The 16,543-nt window shown below is 52.6% G+C and carries 17 protein-coding genes; 6 read left to right on the forward strand and 11 right to left on the reverse strand.

Annotated features, from left to right (window positions below; all coding sequences use genetic code 11):
- Window positions 1-164: 164 nt before the first annotated feature.
- The 3 genes from ACAF76_RS17630 (at window position 165) to ACAF76_RS17640 (ending at window position 2,219) form a co-directional block, all read left to right on the forward strand.
- The gene (locus ACAF76_RS17630) at window positions 165-764 is read left to right on the forward strand and encodes a nitroreductase family protein (RefSeq protein WP_421617926.1); all 600 of its coding nucleotides are present in this window, start codon (window positions 165-167) and stop codon (window positions 762-764) included.
- Window positions 765-998: 234 nt separating this feature from the next.
- Window positions 999-1,199, forward strand: a complete 201-nt coding sequence (locus ACAF76_RS17635) for a cold-shock protein (protein WP_421616987.1) — start codon at window positions 999-1,001, stop codon at window positions 1,197-1,199.
- 138 nt (window positions 1,200-1,337) lie between these two features.
- On the forward strand, window positions 1,338-2,219 hold the full coding sequence (locus ACAF76_RS17640) for a YitT family protein (RefSeq protein ID WP_421616988.1): 882 nt from the start codon (window positions 1,338-1,340) through the stop codon (window positions 2,217-2,219).
- A gap of 140 nt (window positions 2,220-2,359) precedes the next feature.
- Here the strand turns inward: ACAF76_RS17640 and ACAF76_RS17645 are convergent, their stop codons facing one another.
- Window positions 2,360-2,761, reverse strand: a complete 402-nt coding sequence (locus tag ACAF76_RS17645) for an acyl-CoA thioesterase (RefSeq protein ID WP_421616989.1) — start codon at window positions 2,759-2,761, stop codon at window positions 2,360-2,362.
- A 280-nt stretch (window positions 2,762-3,041) separates the two neighbouring features.
- Between ACAF76_RS17645 and ACAF76_RS17650 the strand changes: the two genes are divergently transcribed.
- Window positions 3,042-3,962 carry a DMT family transporter gene (locus ACAF76_RS17650; protein WP_421616990.1) on the forward strand — a complete coding sequence of 307 codons (921 nt, stop codon included), beginning with the start codon at window positions 3,042-3,044 and terminating at the stop codon, window positions 3,960-3,962.
- A gap of 103 nt (window positions 3,963-4,065) precedes the next feature.
- Here the strand turns inward: ACAF76_RS17650 and ACAF76_RS17655 are convergent, their stop codons facing one another.
- From ACAF76_RS17655 to ACAF76_RS17680, 6 genes are all read right to left on the reverse strand, one after another.
- A complete protein-coding gene (locus ACAF76_RS17655; protein ID WP_421616991.1) occupies window positions 4,066-4,380 on the reverse strand; it encodes a hypothetical protein in 315 nt (104 codons plus the stop codon).
- Between the two features lie 146 nt (window positions 4,381-4,526).
- The gene (locus tag ACAF76_RS17660; RefSeq protein ID WP_421616992.1) at window positions 4,527-5,975 is read right to left on the reverse strand and encodes an ATP-binding protein; all 1,449 of its coding nucleotides are present in this window, start codon (window positions 5,973-5,975) and stop codon (window positions 4,527-4,529) included.
- Window positions 5,975-6,670, reverse strand: a complete 696-nt coding sequence (locus ACAF76_RS17665; RefSeq protein WP_421616993.1) for a response regulator transcription factor — start codon at window positions 6,668-6,670, stop codon at window positions 5,975-5,977. The genes ACAF76_RS17660 and ACAF76_RS17665 overlap by 1 nt, the downstream gene beginning before the upstream one ends.
- 179 nt (window positions 6,671-6,849) lie before the next feature.
- A complete protein-coding gene (brnQ, locus tag ACAF76_RS17670) occupies window positions 6,850-8,175 on the reverse strand; it encodes a branched-chain amino acid transport system II carrier protein (RefSeq protein WP_421616994.1) in 1,326 nt (441 codons plus the stop codon).
- 88 nt (window positions 8,176-8,263) lie between these two features.
- The gene (locus ACAF76_RS17675; protein WP_421616995.1) at window positions 8,264-9,193 is read right to left on the reverse strand and encodes a DNA-3-methyladenine glycosylase family protein; all 930 of its coding nucleotides are present in this window, start codon (window positions 9,191-9,193) and stop codon (window positions 8,264-8,266) included.
- A gap of 102 nt (window positions 9,194-9,295) precedes the next feature.
- Window positions 9,296-10,216: a proline dehydrogenase family protein gene (locus tag ACAF76_RS17680; RefSeq protein ID WP_421616996.1), complete on the reverse strand. Its 921-nt coding sequence runs from the start codon at window positions 10,214-10,216 to the stop codon at window positions 9,296-9,298.
- Between the two features lie 213 nt (window positions 10,217-10,429).
- Here ACAF76_RS17680 and ACAF76_RS17685 point away from each other — a divergent pair, with 213 nt between their 5' ends.
- Window positions 10,430-12,118 (forward strand): sigma-54 interaction domain-containing protein, encoded by a 1,689-nt coding sequence (locus ACAF76_RS17685; RefSeq protein ID WP_421616997.1) that lies wholly within the window; start codon window positions 10,430-10,432, stop codon window positions 12,116-12,118.
- A 78-nt stretch (window positions 12,119-12,196) separates the two neighbouring features.
- On the opposite strand, the gene ACAF76_RS17690 is transcribed toward ACAF76_RS17685, so the two are convergent.
- Complete coding sequence (locus ACAF76_RS17690) at window positions 12,197-12,817, reverse strand: PilZ domain-containing protein (RefSeq protein ID WP_421616998.1); 621 nt, start codon at window positions 12,815-12,817, stop codon at window positions 12,197-12,199.
- Between the two features lie 116 nt (window positions 12,818-12,933).
- Between ACAF76_RS17690 and ACAF76_RS17695 the strand changes: the two genes are divergently transcribed.
- Complete coding sequence (locus ACAF76_RS17695; protein WP_421616999.1) at window positions 12,934-13,107, forward strand: DUF5325 family protein; 174 nt, start codon at window positions 12,934-12,936, stop codon at window positions 13,105-13,107.
- 14 nt (window positions 13,108-13,121) lie between these two features.
- On the opposite strand, the gene ACAF76_RS17700 is transcribed toward ACAF76_RS17695, so the two are convergent.
- The 3 genes from ACAF76_RS17700 to ACAF76_RS17710 all read right to left on the reverse strand — a co-directional run bounded on the left by ACAF76_RS17700 (window position 13,122) and on the right by ACAF76_RS17710 (window position 16,464).
- Entirely contained in the window at window positions 13,122-14,177 is a 1,056-nt protein-coding gene (locus ACAF76_RS17700; RefSeq protein ID WP_421617000.1) for a tetraprenyl-beta-curcumene synthase family protein, read from the reverse strand.
- 77 nt (window positions 14,178-14,254) lie between these two features.
- Window positions 14,255-15,169, reverse strand: coding sequence for a response regulator (locus tag ACAF76_RS17705; RefSeq protein WP_421617001.1), 915 nt, complete (start codon window positions 15,167-15,169; stop codon window positions 14,255-14,257).
- An 8-nt stretch (window positions 15,170-15,177) separates the two neighbouring features.
- Entirely contained in the window at window positions 15,178-16,464 is a 1,287-nt protein-coding gene (locus tag ACAF76_RS17710) for an ATP-binding protein (RefSeq protein ID WP_421617002.1), read from the reverse strand.
- Window positions 16,465-16,543: the final 79 nt, after the last annotated feature.

The raw sequence follows: 16,543 nt of genomic DNA on the forward strand, positions 1-16,543 counted from the left end.
TTCGATACGATTTCCCTTCTCCACGTTACTGCTACTTTCGTTTTGTGTAAAGTCCTCGCAGCACGCCGGACTGCCGTCGCCTGCATTTGGCATAAAATGGGCGGCATCCACCCATACTTTGTAGTAGCATGGACCAATACACAGGAGGCAACAGCATGGGAACGATGACGAATGACTTCTTTTCTGCCGTGAAAAAACGGCGCACCTACTACGGAATCAGCAAGGAACCGGTGGCATCCGACGAGCGCATTCACGAGCTGGTCAGAGAGGCCGTGAAGTACACGCCCTCTGCCTTTAACTCGCAAAGCGCCCGTGTAGTCTTGTTGCTGGGCGAGCATCACGATAAACTGTGGACGATTACGAAAGAAACCTTGCGCAAAATCGTTCCGGCCGAACACTTTTCCTCGACCGAAGAAAAAATGAATGCCTTTGCCAGCGGATACGGCACCGTCCTTTTTTTCGAGGACACCAGCGTCGTGGAGAAGCTGCAGCAGCAGTTCGCGGACTACAAGGACAACTTCCCCGTCTGGTCCAACCAGTCTTCGGGCATGCTGCAGTACGTCGTCTGGACCGCCCTGGAGGCAGAAGGCTTCGGCGCTTCCTTGCAGCACTACAATCCGCTGATCGACGCTGAAGTGAAAAGCACCTGGAACATCCCGACCTCGTGGGCGCTGATCGCACAAATGCCATTTGGCAAACCGACGGCCGAACCAGGTGAAAAGCAGTTTATGTCCCTGGACGAGCGCGTGAAACTGTTCTCCTAGAACCAAACCAAACGGCGGTGGGAGAAAAAACTCTGCACCGCCATTTCCAAAAACCAAAACTGCCCAGTTGTAATTGTAAGTGTGCTGTGCTATGATGAAAGCAATAGAAAAGGTATGCGAGTGTTCACATATTGTAAAGGGTTTACACGTATGTTTGAACCTTTTCCAATGTGTGATTTTTTATTTTTACCAAAATAAAAGTTGCATATTATTTTATCTTTTGGAGGTAACACCATGCAAACAGGTACTGTAAAATGGTTCAACGCAGAAAAAGGCTACGGCTTCATCGCAGTTGAAGGCGGCAACGATGTATTCGTTCACTTCAGCGCAATCGTAGGCGACGGCTTCAAAACCCTTGAAGAAGGTCAACGCGTTGAATTCAACGTGGTTGAAGGCAGCCGCGGTCCACAAGCTGAAAACGTAGTAAAACTGTAACTGACATGAAACGGCCCTGCTTCTTGCGGGGCTTTTTCTCATTTCAGGAGAAATACATTTGCACTTTCATTTCACCCGCATTGTTCCATGAAATGCTATAATAAAGGGAGACGACGAAACGAAACTAGGGAGGTCGCGATGGAACAATCATCACATCCTATCAAACACAAAAACGTGTCTATCGGCAAAATCCTGAAAAGAGCTTTGTTCATTATGTTTGGCGCGATCCTGGTATCTGTAGCTTTGGAAATTTTCTTCGTTCCGAATGAGATCATCGACGGAGGCATTACCGGGGTCTCGATTATCGCTGCGCATGTTAGCGGGATTCCACTGGGCGTTTTTTTATTTATCCTCAATCTGCCCTTTCTGTTCATCGGTTACAAGCAAATGGGGAAAACCTTTGCTCTCTCGACGCTGTTCGGCGTCACCGTCATGTCGATTGGCACCGTTTTGCTTCACTCTGTCCCTCGCCTGACAGACGATCCGTTTCTCGCTGCGGTTTTCGGTGGGATCATTCTCGGCATCGGAGTAGGAATCGTCCTGCGCTACGGCGGCTCGCTGGACGGTACGGAGATCGTGGCTGTTTTGCTGAACCGAAAGTCTCCTTTTTCTGTCGGTGAGATCGTCATGTTTATCAACCTGTTCATCCTGAGCAGCGCCGGATTTGTGTACGGCTGGAATCATGCGATGTATTCCCTGATCGCCTACTACATCGCCTTTAAAATGATCGACTTGACCATCGAAGGGTTCCAGGAATCCAAGTCTGTCTGGATTATCAGTGAAATGTACAAGGATTTGGGCGATGCGATCGTTGCCCGACTTGGCCGCGGCGTCACATACCTGCAAGGCGAAGGCGGCTATTCAGGCGAGGACAAGAAGGTCATCTTCTGCATTATTACCCGCCTGGAAGAAGCAAAGCTGAAAACGATCGTCGAAGAACTAGACCCTGCTGCCTTTCTCGCTGTCGGCAATATTCACGACGTTCGCGGAGGGCAATTTAAAAAGAAAGCGATCCACTAGCACTTGGGGCCGCACCCCAACCAACCGGTCGACTCGCTGGATTACAGCGAGAGACTGGTCCCCTCACCCGGGTTGCAAAGTGCCTTTCGGTCGGCGCAGAGGCGCAGACACCAGCCATCCCGCTACACGCAACCCTCCATCTACATCTCGTCCTTCATCGCCTGTACGATCGCTTCCGGCAACGGCACCGCTTTTCGCAGCTTGGCGTCGATCATCACCATCGTCACATCGGCGTCTGACGCCAATTCCTGTGCCTGGTTGAACAGCTTGTGGCGCAGGACAAAGCTCTTCTCCCCGTGCTTGATCAGCGAAGTTTTGATCTGTACTTCTTCGAGCATCCGCAGCTCTTTGCGATAGTTGATCGTGATGTTGACGACGACAGGCATGACTCCCAGCCGCTTTAGCTCCTCAAGCGTAAAGCCTTTGCTGATAATCCAGTCAAACCTTGCCCACTCCATGTATTCCAGGTATTTGGCGTTGTTCACGTGGCCGATCGAATCAATGTCGGTCGATCGAACCGTCAAATGGAACAGATGTGGCATGCTGACCCCTCCTACGCTTTTTTACGCTTTTGCACCTAGTATACCTTACATCACGACTATGAGTGAACATTCATTCACATCTTATTCAAAATAATATGACTACTCTCTCTGCCAATTTCCTCGTATAATAGCGCTATATGTCTCACAGGAAGAGGTGAAGCAGATGGCTCGACGCTTGTTTGAACGCGATGTGCCCACACTCGCCTAGCAGCGGGTGGCACCAGTCAGTCCCCCTGCTGCGGAATACGAAGAAACATTTTATTCCGAGAGGGGCACGTACATGATGGGTACAGCTTGGAAGCAACAACTGTTTGGGGCAATCTGCCTTACCTTGGCGGCCGCAATCTGGGGCGGCGTCTACGTCGTGAGCAAAGTGGTGCTGGATGTGATTCCGCCCTTTACGCTCCTGATCATGCGTTTTGCCATCGCGCTTATCGTCCTGGGCGCTTTTGTCGTCGTCCGCAAAGAATACATCGCCAGAAAAGACTATCCTCTGCTGATGGCGGTCGCCTTCGTCGGGGTCACGATCTCGATTTCCGCTCAATTTGTCGGCACCAAACTTTCCACCGCACATATGGGAGCGCTGATTACCTCCGCATCCCCGGCGTTTATCGCGCTGTTTGCCGTCCTGCTGCTGAAAGAACGCTTGAACTGGCGGCAATCGGCTGGCATCCTGCTGGCGACCGTCGGCGTCGTCAGCGTCGTCGGCATCCCTGGGGAAGAAGCTAGCGCCTCGTCTGTGACGGGCAACCTGATTCTGCTCGTCGCTGCTGTCAGTTGGGGGCTGTACACCGTATTGAGCAAAAAAGCGACACAGCTTTACTCTTCGCTGTCCGTCACTACCTATGCTGCTCTGTTCGGGCTTGTTTTTACAAGCCCGGTCATGGTCTGGGAATTGGCTGTGACCCCGGTGAACTGGCATGTCGGCTGGGAAATATGGCTGGGCATTCTCTACATCGGGATCATTTCCACGGCGGGAGCCTTTTACCTGTGGAACAAAGGCTTCGAGCTGATGCAGGCGGGAAGCGGGGCGGGATTTTTCTTTATCCAGCCGGTCGTAGGCGGCTTGCTCGGCTGGCTGCTGCTAGACGAGCATTTGGGAGTCGGCTATTTCATCGGCGCATGCTTTATTTTCTCCGGTGTCGCCTTGTCGACCATGCAGCCGCACACCCATGAGGTGGCAGAAAAGCAGAGCACATAACGCATAAAAAAGGAGCTGTCCCACGCATATGCGGCGGGACAGCTCGATCTATGAGAACCCTAAATGGGGTAGGGAGTGAACGCGGTGTAATCCGATTGCTTCGTTATGGAGTTGTGGTTTCAGCGTCAGCTTCACCTTCGCCGGAGGCATCAGCATCGGTGGAAGCGTCTGTGTCAGTAGATGCATCAGTATCCAAAGAAGCGTCAGCATCTGTAGAAGTATCTGCGTCAGTGGAAGCATCTGCGTCTGTCGAAGCGTCAGCGTCAGTAGAAGAATCGGACTCACCTACTGGAGCTGTTGCTGGAGTTTCTACACCATCTTGTGTTGCTGGCTCAGGAGATTCCGAGCTGGAGCAAGCCACCAAGCTACCAGACAAAAGCAATGCTACTGCTGCAAGAGAAAACCATTTTTTATTCATTTCGATTAACCCCTTTCGTATTCTCTAAAGTGTCGTGACCGTATCACCGTCACACCTATATCGTAAGGGGGAAAGATAATCAATCTGTGTGCGATTTGGGAAAAAAGCATGATCAAAATATGAAAAAACGATGACCATGTTTCCCTTCAGGAGGATACAGGGCGATAATACGCCACTGTCGGCAGCCAGACAGTAAACGTGCTTCCTTCGCCCGGCACGCTCTCTACGCTGCATTTTCCCTCGTGCAGCTCGACCAGCTCCTTGACGATCGCCAGGCCGAGTCCGGTTCCTTTATCCTTGCGCGAACGGCCGCGATCCACTTTGAAGAAACGCTCCCAGATCCGGTGCAAGTCCTCCGCGACGATGCCCATTCCCGTGTCCTGCACACGAATACGGACGTATTTGTCATCGACATCGGCGATCAGGCGCACCTCTCCCTGTTCGGTAAATTTCAACGCGTTCTTCACCAGGTTTTTCATAATTTGCGCCACCCTGTCCGGATCAGCGTAAATTTGCGGCAAATCGTCTGCCGTTTCCACGGCCAGGTCGATCCCTTTGTCCTCCGCTTCGGGAGTAAAGGAAAAAGCGATCTTGTTGATCAGCTCTGCCACATTGACAGGGAAGCGAGCGAGCGTGACCTCGTTGTTTTCCAGCTTCATCAAGTCCATCAGATCGTCGACCAGCCGATTGATCTGCATCGTCTCCGAATACATCACGGCGTAATACTTTTGCCGCGCCTCTTCCTCTTCCACCAATCCGTCCTGCAACGCCTCCAAAAAGCCCTGGATGGCGGTCAATGGCGTACGCAACTCATGTGACACATTGGCGAGAAAATCATTGCGCACCTGCTCCAGATGGTGCCGCTCCCGCTCGACCTTTTCCAGCTTTTCCGCCAGTGTGTTGATCGTCTGGGCGAGGTCATTGATTTCGTCGGAAGTGTCGACCACGACCCGCTCAGAGTAATTCCCCCTGCCGATCTCCGTCGCCGTCCGTTCGATCGTGCGCAACGGACGTGAAATCGACCAGGACAAATACGAGACCATTGCCGTAGACAAAACGACGCCAAACAGCGTCGCCCACAAGATCGTTTCCCGCATTTGCGCCGCCGTGCGCTCTACCCCTTCGATCGGGGCGTGCAGGATGATTCCCCCGTACACTTTTTCGCCTTCCCCCCAGGGAACAGAGACGGACAGCATCGGGTCTTGCAGTCCTTCAATCTGCAATTCCGACACCGCATTTTTCCCCTGCAATACCGATTCGGTGATCGAGACCGCCACGGATTTGCCGGTAAACACTTCATCCTGCATCGAGGTAGCGACGATTTTTCCGTTTGTATCGAACAGCCAGATGCGCGTATCAAAAGACTGGTCGTACGAAATCAGCGTGTTTTGCAGGCTGCGGGTAATGCGCGGACTGTTTTTGATGGCGGCGTTTACCTTTTTGGCCATCCGCAGCAGTTCTTCTTCCTTGGCATCGTAAATATAGGTTCGGGCAAACGAGGATACGAGGATCCCGGACAATCCCAAACCTAACAATACAGTAGCCAAAAAGCTGAACAACAGGCGGCGAAATATGCTTTTGGACATTCCCAGCATCAGTCGCCCACCCCAAACTTGTAGCCGATGCCCCACACGGTATGAATACATTCGTATGGCAGCTTATCGAGCCTCTTGCGGATTTTTTTGATATGAACATCAATCGTACGGGCGTCGCCGTAGTAGTCAAACCCCCACACCTGCTCCAGGAGCTGTTCGCGGGAGAAGACGCTGCCCGGCGATTTTGCCAGTTGCACGAGGAGGTCGAATTCCTTGGGACGAAAACTGATTTTTTCCCCGCAGCAAATGACCTCGCGCTTGTCGATGTCGATCGTCAATTGATCGAAGACGAGCGGACCGCTCGCCTCTTCCTCCACTCGCGCTTTCGGCTGCATCCGGCGCAGGATCGCGCGAATACGGGCAACCAGCTCACGCGGACTAAACGGTTTGGTTACATAATCATCAGCGCCCAGCTCCAGGCCGAGGACGCGGTCAAACTCTTCGTCTTTGGCAGTCAGCATAATAATCGGGGTATCCCATTTTTTCCGAATTTCCCGACATGCTTCGAATCCATCCATCTCCGGCATCATTACATCCAGTACAACGACATCCGGCGTCTCTTTCTCTACCATTTCGATTGCTTGCTTTCCGTTCGCGGCGACGACCAACTCGATTTGCTGCTTGGAAAAATACAAGCGGATAATCTCACACACATTCGGGTCATCGTCAGCGACGAGCACTTTTGTTTGGCTCACAATCTCAACCCCCCAACTGTAAAACGGCGTATTGTGTCCAAAGGTTTCAACCTTTCTATGGTAACACAGATTTACATAATTGTTGACGGGAGATGATTGGCATCTGTACACCCGCAAAAAACAGGGCGATCCCGCGCGCTAACCACTCGCAAGACCGCCCTTTTCCGGCTGGTATTTTTTTAGTCGATTCGTTCCGGGGCGGGCGTCAAGATTCCCCAGAAAAGCCCGATCACAGCACCTGCCAGAGCCGGGAAGATCCAGCCCACACCTTGCTCGTACAGCGGCAAAAAGCTGTAAAACTTCGTGATTCCTTGAACCGGCAGCCCCAGCATCACCGCTCCATCGACCAGGCTGATCGCAGCAGTCAGCACGATCGCTCCGATATAGACGGCTGAATAACCCCTGAACCACTTGTGGAAGAAGGACAAGAGCATCAGTACAATCCCGATCGGATAAATCATCATCAGCATCGGCACCGAATAGGCGATCAGCTCCGTCAGGCCGACGTTGGCGACGGCAGCGCTGAACACACTCAAAATAGTGACCATGACCGGATACGAGATGCCGCGAATATTTTCCGAGAAAAAGCGGCTGCACGCTGTCACCAGTCCGACAGAGGTAGTCAGACACGCCAACAGGACGGCTGTTCCCAAAATGGCAGAGCCCAGCCCGCCGAACAGGTATTGTACGATCGACGTCAAAATTTGCCCGCCGTTTGCCGACTGTCCCAATGTATAACTCGTCGCCCCCATGTAGCCGAGAGCCAGATAGACCAGTCCCAGACCAATGGCAGCGATCACGGCAGCCTTGATCGTCGACCACATAATGCTCCTGGGCTCCGTTACGCCCATGTTTTTGACAGAAGCAGTGACGACGATCCCGAACACCATCGCAGCCAGCGCATCCAGCGTCAGATAGCCCTCCAGGAAGCCTTTGATAAAGGAAGAGTTAACATATGCCTCGGTAGGTTCGCCGATTGGACCGATCGGATTGAGGAAAGTAGCAATGTACATAATGACGATGATGATCAGCAAGGCTGGCGTCAAAATTTTCCCGATCCGGTCAACCAGCTTGGACGGATTGAGCGCGAGCCAGTACGTGATCGCAAAATAGACAATCGTGGTAATGAAAAGCGGCAACCGGCTTTCTCTCATCTCTTCGCTCAAAAACGGAAGGACAGCCATTTCGTAACTGACTGTACCTGTGCGCGGGATCGCCAGCAGGGGACCAATCGCCAAATATACAATGAACGTAAAGATGATGCCAAACAGAGGATGAACGCGCCCTGCCAGCGCCTGCAAATTCCCGCCGCCGAGACTGACCGCGATAACGCCCAACAATGGCAACCCGACACCGGTGATGACAAAGCCAAGCATCGCTTGCCAAAAATGCTCCCCTGCTGCCTGTCCCAAAGCAGGAGGAAATATCATATTGCCTGCTCCGAAAAACAAGGCAAACAGCATCAAGCCTACAGTGAACGTCTCTCTTTTTGTTAAATCTCTCATGTTGTCTCTCCAATACTTTTAATTATTTGAAATTTTATTTATTATAACTACACCTTTTTGCGTTGATCAACTGCTGTTTCGCTTGTAATTATTTCTTGTTTTTTGCCTTCCGCTTTTCCTCCCCTATTATTTCCCAAACATAGAGCGAATAATAGCTCCGCCACGGCGCCCAGCTTTCGCCAAGCTGCCGGATTTGCTTTTCGTCTGGTTTTTCAGCCATCTCATACAGGAGGTGAATCCCGTTGCGCAACCCGACATCTGCAGCAGGCAGCAAATCGAGCCTGCCCATGCCAAACATCATCAGGCACTCTACCGACCACCTGCCGATTCCACGCAGTTTGCCCAGGTAGGCGATAATCGCTTCATCCTCCATGTGCCACAACCGTTCCAGATCGATTTGTCCGGTCTCGATTGCCCGCGCAAAGTCGATGATATATTCGGCCTTCCGTTGGCTGAACTGCAACGGGCGCAAATCCTCGGGCTTCAGGCGGGACACAGCCTCTACGGTCGGAAACGAGAACTGTTTGCCACCTTCGCTGTCTTCTATATAATTGCCTGCCAGCTCCATAAAGCGGTACGTCAGCGCCGTCGCAAAAGCGAGATTCACCTGCTGCCCGATAATCGTCCGGACCATCGACTGGAACAGGTCGGGATCGAGCAAAAAGCGAAGTCCGCGAAATTTATCCGGCAGATGCGCGAGTTTTTCGTGTTCCCGCATATGACGATAGATCAAAGTCAGGTCCACATCGGCACTGAACATATGGCGCACTTTCTGCTCCAGCAGTTGCTGCTCCGCAATGGTCAGCGCGGCGTCTGCAGACAATCGGATCGCCGGATTATCCACTCCGCCTGTAAACTGCATGTGAGCCAATACAGGTTTTGTTCCGAGCACGTACATGTAACGGATCGTTCGGTTGGTCGGATCAAGCGTGAGCAGGGGATCGGGATGGGTTTGCAGCCTGTACATCAGCCTTTCAAACGAGTACGGGGGACACATCGAGATCGTGGTGGCAAACACGGGTACTTCCCTCCTTGCGAAAACACATCCTTCATATCCTACCAAAACCTCCTCAAAGAAAAAAGTGTCACCTTCAATCGGTGACACTTCGCTTCGACCCGTTTATTTGCTAAACATTCCTTTCAGCACAAAGGCGACATTGGCCGGACGTTCCGCCAAGCGGCGCATGAAGTATCCGTACCAGTCTTTTCCGTACGGGACGTAGACGCGCATCTTGTAGCCTTCGCGGGCCAGGTCGATCTGGGATTGGGTGCGAATCCCGTACAGCATCTGGAATTCAAACTGGCTGCGGGGAATGTTGTGCTCCTCGACCAGTTGTTTCACGTAGGCAATGATTTGTTCATCATGTGTCGCTACCGCCGCGTAGCCTCCATTGAGCAAATGCTGCCTGATGATCTTCTTGTAGTTCTCATCCGTGTCTGCCTTTTCCGGAAAAGCCACCTCAGGCGATTCCTTGTAGGCTCCTTTCACCAGACGGAAGTTTACCTTTTTGTCCTTCAGCTTCTCGATGTCATCCGCCGCCTTGTAGAGATACGCCTGAATCACGGTCCCCACATTGTCGTACTCGTGCAGCAGTTCTTCCAGAATGTCCATCGTCACCTGGTTGTGGGCGTAATCCTCCATGTCGATGCGGACGAAAATGTTGCCATACTGCTTGGCGGTGTCCAGAATCCGCCGCATGTTGGTCATGCACAGCTCGCGGCTGATGTCCAAGCCAAGCGACGTCATTTTCAGCGACAGGTTGCAATCGACGCCGGACCGGTGAATCGCTTCCAGCGTTTTGATGCAATAATCGGCAGACTCGTTTGCTTCCTCCACGCTGAAGACAAACTCGCCCAGGTGGTCCAACGTGCAAGTCAGCCCATTTTCATTCAGTTGACGAACGACAGCAATCGCCTCGTCAATCGTCTCGCCAGACACAAAACGGTTTGCCCCGAAGCGCAGACCCCATTTTTTGGCCGCTGCATTCAAGGTTTGATTTTTGGACAGAAACAGAAAAAAGTTCTTCATGGCTTGTTCCATGGCTACGTTTCCCCTTCCCAAACGTGCTCTCAAGTAGTCTTGCCCTTTTCTCTAGCATGAAGCGTGCCAATGAAGTAACGGCGTATTCGATCCAGTCCCGTTCACCATGCTGCGACATCTGTTCACATTATTTATACATATATGTACAAAATATGTTTATTCGTATACACTTTTGATCAAGAAGACCACTGTACATGACAGGAAGTGATGAAAATGAACCCGCTTTTCTCGCTCGACCAGACCGTACAACAGTTTGCCCGGCCGCTCTCCTCACCCGAACGGCAGGCTGACGATCCGCTTACGCATCCTTCCCCAAGCGAGGCGAAGCAACGGGAGGAATGGATCGTGCAGGAGACGGAGCCTGTACGAGAGACGATCTGGAAGCTGTTGAACAAACTCGACGGCAGGAGCTTGCCGCACATCGTCACTGTCGACGAGCACGGCGATCGCAGCGGCGTCTACCAGGCCAGCGAGCTGCTCGCCCTGTTTTTCCAGACCGCGCAGTACCAGTCCGCGCTGCTCGGCACGCTCATGGATACGATGAGCGAAGCCATTACCGTCGTCGACGCCAACAACGTCGTGCAGTTCTGGAACCGGTCCGCGGAAGCGATCTATGAGATCGACCGGGAACACGTCATCGGCACGCCGCTGGACCAGCATTTTTCCAGCGACTCCTTGCGCTTGCTCGATGCCTTGCACCAGGGCACTACGGTTCAGCGGGTGTACCATATCCCCCGACCGGATCGCCACGTGCTGATCAATTCTGCGCCCGTCCGGATGCAGGACGAGATCATCGGTGCGATTTCCATCGAGCAGGACATTACCGAGCTGGTCAGGCTCAACGAAGAATTGGCCCACACCACAGCCAACTTGCACAATTTGCAGCAAGAGATGAACCGTTTTCAGGCTGCGGATGATCCATTTTATTCAATCAAAGGCCACTCTGCTTCTATTCAATCAGCCATCCAGGCGGCGAAAAAGGTCGCTTTGACGGATGCGACTGTCCTCATCTACGGTGAGAGCGGCGTGGGCAAGGAACTGTTCGCCAAGGCGATTCACCAGGCGAGCAGACGTCGGGAAAAGCCGTTTATCGCCATCAATTGCGGGGCGATTCCTGCGGCGCTGTTTGAATCCGAGCTATTCGGCTATCATCGCGGAGCGTTTACAGGAGCGGAAAAGGAAGGGAAGAAAGGGAAGCTGGAGTTGGCGCACGGCGGAACGCTGTTTCTCGATGAGATCGGCGAACTGCCGCTGGAACTGCAGGTAAAGCTGTTGCGCGCGTTGCAGGAGAAGCAGTTTTACCGGGTCGGAGGAACCGAACCGATTACGGTGAATACGCGCATCATCGCTGCTACCAACAGGCAGTTGGAGCAAATGATGGCGGAAGGGCGTTTTCGCGAAGACCTGTACTACCGGCTCAACGTCTTTTCCCTGGAAATACCGCCTCTGCGGGAGCGGCGCGAGGACTTGCCGGAGCTCGTCCAGCTTTTCCTGCAGGAGTATTCGGTTGCGCACGAACAGGCTGTTCCGCGCATCACACCGGAAGTGATGCAGGCGCTTGTCTCCTATCATTGGCCGGGAAATATCCGCCAGGTGCGCAACGTGATCGAACGGCTGTCGATCTTGCAGGAAAACGGGTACATTTTGCCCGAGCACCTGCCTGCTGTAATCCGTCCTCACGCGGAGGCTGTTCGTCCTGCCAATACACTACCGGATGAGCCGCTCCCACCGCTCGCATATGCTCCGCGCACCGCTGATTTTCCGCTTGCCGAACCCGAGCGGATCAAAGCTGCCCTCGAGCGTACCTACGGCAATAAAAAAGCCGCAGCAGAGTTGCTGGGCATCTCTCGCGGCACGCTTTATAACAAAATGAAAAAATACGGCCTGGACGACTTCAAGTAGCAGCAGTCCGAACCGCTTGTACCAAAAATAATTCCCGGCGGCATTATGCTGTCCGGGATCTGGGTGCGCTTATGAAGCTCAGTTGTCACGGCAGTGCTGGCGTCGCTCGTCGAGCTGCCGCTGAAGGAGGTACTTGCGCAAATTGTGGAGGTAGCGTGAGGTCAGTCCCCGAAACTTGCAGCCGTACAAGAAATAGGGGCTCTTATGCTGCTCGTGGATAATGACGATCTCCCCGCTAATGACACCGTCGGGGCGGTTGCGTCCATACAGCTCTGCCGAAAAATAGAGCGGAGCTTCGGAAGGCACCTGTCTGTCGCAACGAAACGCCATTCCGCCCAGACTCAGATTGACCAGATCGACCATCAGGCTGTTGATTGAAAACAAGGTAGGCTCTTGCGCCGGGTATTGCAGCCATCCCCTGAGGTCCATATCAAAGCGCGGGTAGCGCCGCCGTTGTTCGCGAAATTCCGCAACCGTCGGGGAGTAGAAGAAAAACAGACGGTTGTTTTCTCTCGCCAAGACGACACCCTGAAAGGTGACAAAGGTCTCGTAGTCAGAAGTGAGCAGACAAGGAAGCTGATCTCCTACCACCACCTCGGGGGCAGTTTCAAAAAGGGCTTCAATCAAATCTCCTTCTTCATAGATAACGGTTCCTTCTATCGTTTTCTTTTCTTTTTTAATCTGTATAATCCTGTCCATCTACGGTCTCCACCAATTCGCTCAATAATAAACCGGGGTTTCCCGAATCTTGCTTGGGTTCTTCCACAAAAAATCAGGTATAATGATTGTATTGACAGATTAGGAGGTACAGACGGATGAATCGTTATCAAGTGGTGACATTGGCTTTGGCATTGTGTGTAACCATCTGCCTCATCGGAGTAGGCATCTCCATCGGAGAGCACAGCGTCCTCGGTATCGTCGGATGCCTGGTAACGGCCTTTTTGCTGATGGGTTTCGGCTTTTCCTACAGGCGTAAACACATGCGCTAGCGTCTACGCTGCATTTATCGGCGTACCCGCAAGCTGTTGACGTAAAAGAGCACGGATGGCAAGCCTTTTGCCTGGCGCAGCAATTTTTTTGCAATGGTGTAGCTGGTCGGCTGAGCGGGATTTACTTTGCGGTCTGCCAGGTAAAAGGCAACCAAACCATCTACGATCATACGGTGAAAGGCAGGATTGGGCAGGCGTCTGACGCTTGCCTTTGCTTGTTTGTAGAAGTATTGCAAGCGATTCGTCGCCTCTTGCTCGGATTCGTAGTAGCTGACGAAATTCAGATCGCCCCCCAGCCTGTCTTCCTCCAGGTCAATCAGGTAGTCGAGCAAAATATGTAGTCCGCATAGCCAGGGGAAGTACGCCTCGCATACGGCTTCGATCTGTTTTGGCGTGACTGCTTCATCGGTTGCCAGGCAAAACAAGGCAAAAATTCCGATCGTAGAACCGGTAACAGCGGCAAATTCCTGCCATTTCAAATCTGGATACCCTGCTTTGTACTTGTCCCACCAGGCGAGCAGCTCGCCTTCCCGCAAACGGGGTTCAATGTGCTTGTACACTTGCAGGTCGCTGTACAGGGTGGAAAACTCCAAAACCTTTTCCTGCACATTCGCGTATGCAGGCAGCCTGGCCGCGAAATGCTGACAGGTTTGGACGAGGCTGGCCAAATAGCCGCCGTCCTCCTTTTCCAACCGATAATGGTAGTAGTCTTGCAGAGGGGCGCCGGGTGTCAATGCGTCCTGCATGGACCGGTGCAATTGACGAAAGTCTTGGGGGTCCAGCGACGTGCTGCGGTCGCACAAATTGTCCAGGTAGTCGCTAATGGTCTGGTACGCCACAATGAGCGGCACAATCGTCTCCACGTGAGGAATGACTTGTGCGGCGTATACGCTTCCTCCCTGACAATGAAACTTTTTCGTCTCGATGCTGGCTAACGCTTGTTTTTTCAATTCCGGGTCGGGAATCGCCTCTGCCCGCCGTTTCCAGGCAGCAAACTCCCTTTCCAACACAGGCTGTACATAGCGGTATACCCGAAAGAGCAACTGCCAGGGATTTCGTAGTTGACTCACTTGTTTCCCTCCAAACAGACAACAATAGTGTTATCTTACCACAATTGTTGCGGGCAACCAAAATGATGATGCTTTCGCTACATCTCGCTGTACCGCTTTGCCTCCATAAACAGGACGAGCAAAAATTTCTTCGTGTTGATTCGCGCCGTGGAAATGACCGCTTGCTCGCTGCTCTCCATCTCCATCATCCGTTTGCGCACCTCGGTAAAATCGAAGAAAGTCGTGGCGTAATTCTCAAATTTCGGATTTCCGTAATCAGCAAGTCCGAGCGATGCGATGTGGGTCAATGCCTGATCGATCGCCCGGCGCACGCGCTGCTCCGTCGCCTTGACTTCCTTTTGGATCTGCACGTCGTCCGTCGTATTCAACTTGGCTGCCGCCACGCTGGAGAACATCTCTTTGAGGGAGGGAAAGTGGCCGCTTCCTTCGTGCGCCCGCTCCCAAAGCTGCAAATAATCGATCACAGCGAGCAAATCCTTGCTGCCGCTTTCACTGATCATGCCCAGCTCGGTCAGCAGAAATTTGGCTGCCGAGCGTATGCCGCTCTCCGTATTGACGGCTCTCTTGCGGCCAGGGGCGACCGACAAGACACGCAGGGAACGCTGGATGTCCTCGATCGACTGCTGCAGCAACAATCGCTCGCACACCTTTTGCAGGACGCTGATGATTTCCAGCCGATTGATCGGTTTGGTTACATAATACTCGATTCCGAGCGAATACGCCTCTGCGATCATTTCCTTGGATTCGATTTGCGAGATCATGACGATTTTCCCTGAAAAAGACTGCAACGTACGGATCGTCTCGATTCCGTCCCGTTTCGGCATCAGCAGGTCAATCAACAGGATGTCTATTCGCTTCCATTCCAGGTAGTCGCCATCGATCATGGAACCGTCTTCCGCTTCGCCACACACCTCTCCCAGATCAGCATCCTCGATAATCTGGGTGAGCATGGAGCGAACAGCAGGATCGTCATCAACAATAAAAAAACGCATGTACCTTCTCACCCTTTTTGCACGAGACTTGCTTGTGGCAGGCGAATCACAAAACTTGTAGAGGCGCCGTCGACTTTCTCTGCGATCTCAATCTGGCCTTGCAAGCTCTCCACAACTTCCTTTACGTAGCTCAGACCAATTCCGGTGGACGGGCGGCCAGACTCATCGTATTTTGTCGTAAATCCAGGCATGAACAAGATCGACTTGTCCCTCACGGAAATCCCGGGTCCGTCATCGGCTACTGCAAACTGGAGCCACTGTTCCGTCTCCGACGCCGTTACCGTAATCCAGACGTGCCCGCTGTCTTCAATTGCTTCGACTGCATTGGCGACGAGGTTGTTGACCAGGGAGAGCGTCGTGTAGATGTGGCAAGGAAAATTCGGTGCATCCAAGGTGCTCGTAAACGATATGTCCTTGTCCAGCATTTGCGCGTACTTTTCATGGGCGCGCACGACGATGGAGAGCAGCTCGGCAAGCGGCATGTTGTCCCGCTCGTTCTCGTCGGAAATCAGCTTGGACAGACCTGCGTAGATGCGCTGATTATCCTTTTTGACTTCATGGACCTGCCCTGCGATCATCAGCATCTGCCGGGAATAGCGCTGATCCCGTTCTCCTTGCCCCTGCTCCTTCAGCTCCCGATAGAGCTCGTAGCATTCACGCGTAATATCCTCTACTTGCTGCAATGTTTTTTTCAGGTGGATCGATTCTTCGTACAGGTTGGATACCAGAAGCAGCACGCGCTCGTTGCGATGGCGCTGTTGTTCTTCCATCCAGACGGCTTGCCTGAGCTTGATAATATTGAAAAAGCTGAGCACAAAAAAGCTGCGAATCAAGGCGATGACAGCGATCGGCCCGATGACGGAAAACTGGAAGACGTTTTCCCAGACGGGCGAACGGAAGAACAGCTCGACCAGGTTGGCCGCGATTTCCACGACCGTCCCCAGCAAGCCGACCAGCAACGGCCGATGATGCAAGTGGTTGACGCGAAACAGCGCGAACAGCGAGGCAAATGTCGCATAGAAGAAAAATGCAGGCAGGTGGAGATAGAGCGAAATATCCCAGACGAAGTGTTCCGCATACAGCCAGTCAAGCCCTACGCGAAACAGGACTACAACCGCTCCTGTCAGAACCCCAGCCAGCAACGAAGGCCGCAGCCAGAGCAAAAAGAAGAAAAACGCAGTCGTTCCGAAGCTGATGCGAAAATCATCCTGAAAGGGATGGAGCTTCAGCTCGCCGGCGATCGGCACCGATACCAGCATGATGATCAAAATCAAAACACTTTCTCGCATTCGCATGTTCATTCCGGCTCTTTCATGTAGTGATTGTTCTTATTTTACTATAAGTTTGTATAGTTTTTTGTAGTTTTTTATAGGC

This window comes from Brevibacillus sp. TJ4, assembly GCF_044627595.2.
GTDB lineage: Bacteria > Bacillota > Bacilli > Brevibacillales > Brevibacillaceae > Brevibacillus.

What these genes read in the sequence shown, in the direction of transcription:
- ACAF76_RS17680 (WP_421616996.1), bottom strand. Translation starts at nt 10,216, where the DNA reads ATGGAACAAGCCATGAAGAACTTTTTTCTGTTTCTGTCCAAAAATCAA.
- ACAF76_RS17635 (WP_421616987.1), top strand. Translation starts at nt 999, where the DNA reads ATGCAAACAGGTACTGTAAAATGGTTCAACGCAGAAAAAGGCTACGGC.
- ACAF76_RS17640 (WP_421616988.1), top strand. Translation starts at nt 1,338, where the DNA reads ATGGAACAATCATCACATCCTATCAAACACAAAAACGTGTCTATCGGC.
- ACAF76_RS17655 (WP_421616991.1), bottom strand. Translation starts at nt 4,380, where the DNA reads ATGAATAAAAAATGGTTTTCTCTTGCAGCAGTAGCATTGCTTTTGTCT.
- ACAF76_RS17695 (WP_421616999.1), top strand. Translation starts at nt 12,934, where the DNA reads ATGAATCGTTATCAAGTGGTGACATTGGCTTTGGCATTGTGTGTAACC.
- ACAF76_RS17660 (WP_421616992.1), bottom strand. Translation starts at nt 5,975, where the DNA reads ATGCTGGGAATGTCCAAAAGCATATTTCGCCGCCTGTTGTTCAGCTTT.
- ACAF76_RS17705 (WP_421617001.1), bottom strand. Translation starts at nt 15,169, where the DNA reads ATGCGTTTTTTTATTGTTGATGACGATCCTGCTGTTCGCTCCATGCTC.
- ACAF76_RS17710 (WP_421617002.1), bottom strand. Translation starts at nt 16,464, where the DNA reads ATGCGAATGCGAGAAAGTGTTTTGATTTTGATCATCATGCTGGTATCG.
- ACAF76_RS17685 (WP_421616997.1), top strand. Translation starts at nt 10,430, where the DNA reads ATGAACCCGCTTTTCTCGCTCGACCAGACCGTACAACAGTTTGCCCGG.
- ACAF76_RS17690 (WP_421616998.1), bottom strand. Translation starts at nt 12,817, where the DNA reads ATGGACAGGATTATACAGATTAAAAAAGAAAAGAAAACGATAGAAGGA.
- brnQ (WP_421616994.1), bottom strand. Translation starts at nt 8,175, where the DNA reads ATGAGAGATTTAACAAAAAGAGAGACGTTCACTGTAGGCTTGATGCTG.
- ACAF76_RS17630 (WP_421617926.1), top strand. Translation starts at nt 165, where the DNA reads ATGACGAATGACTTCTTTTCTGCCGTGAAAAAACGGCGCACCTACTAC.
- ACAF76_RS17650 (WP_421616990.1), top strand. Translation starts at nt 3,042, where the DNA reads ATGATGGGTACAGCTTGGAAGCAACAACTGTTTGGGGCAATCTGCCTT.
- ACAF76_RS17645 (WP_421616989.1), bottom strand. Translation starts at nt 2,761, where the DNA reads ATGCCACATCTGTTCCATTTGACGGTTCGATCGACCGACATTGATTCG.